This window comes from Teichococcus deserti, from assembly GCF_001982615.1.
GTDB lineage: Bacteria > Pseudomonadota > Alphaproteobacteria > Acetobacterales > Acetobacteraceae > Pseudoroseomonas > Pseudoroseomonas deserti.
This window is the reverse complement of the sequence record NZ_MLCO01000471.1, coordinates 1-783: the sequence shown is the minus strand read 5'-3', so window position 1 is coordinate 783 and position 783 is coordinate 1. Positions and strand designations below refer to the sequence as shown.

At 66.2% G+C, this 783-nt stretch carries 1 protein-coding gene; it reads left to right on the top strand.

Features of this window, described 5'->3' with window-relative positions; genetic code table 11:
* Positions 1–168: 168 nt before the first annotated feature.
* Entirely contained in the window at positions 169–648 is a 480-nt protein-coding gene (locus BKE38_RS29150) for a hypothetical protein (RefSeq protein ID WP_076960605.1), read from the top strand.
* Positions 649–783: the final 135 nt, after the last annotated feature.

The window sequence follows — 783 nt, the reverse complement described above, 5'->3', positions numbered from 1 at the left end:
GCCCTGGAGGCGGCTATCGGGGCGCACCTCGGCAGGTGACCCCAGGGCCCCGGCGGGGGGGGGCGACCCCCCACCCCGTTGGGTCCTTCCGGAGCAAAATCGCATCGCAGGGGTTCGAACCTCGTCACCTGGCTACCCACAAGCATCCCTAGGGGGTTCATCATCACCATGGTCCCGACCGAGATCACCGCCGGCGAGCTGGCCGGCATCCTAGGCGTCTCCGAGCGCCGCATCGCCGCCCTGAAGGCTGAGGGGCGCATCCCGACCGCGGGCAACGGGAAGATCCTGCTGCACGATCTGCTGTACCGGCAGCACGCCGAGTTGGCCCGGGTCAGGCAGCAGCCCCACATGGCCAGCGTCCTGGCGAAGGGCAAAAGCTGGGACGAGCTTCACCCAATCGATGCCATTGCCCGAATCGTCGCCAACGTGCTGGCCGGCCTGATGCCTGCCGCAGCCGTTCAGGCCGCGCTGTCGGTCGGTGTTTCGGTCGAGCAGGCCAAGGCGCTGCATGCCGTAATGCTGGTGGAAGCGGCTAAGGCGCGGGAAGCGGCCAAGGGAATGTGCACCATTGAGCAAGACCCTGACGGCCCTGAGCCCGGCGAAGTGCTGGACCTCAAGCCGGTCGACTGGGATGCGCTGGCTGCTTAATGGGGGAGCGCGCTAGATCCGCGCCTGTTACCCCGGTGTTACCCCGGGGATTTTTGTGACCTGCCTAAGCGGCTGTAAGTCACTGATAAGGTTGGCGGACCCGATACGATTCGAACGTACGACCTTTGCCTTCGG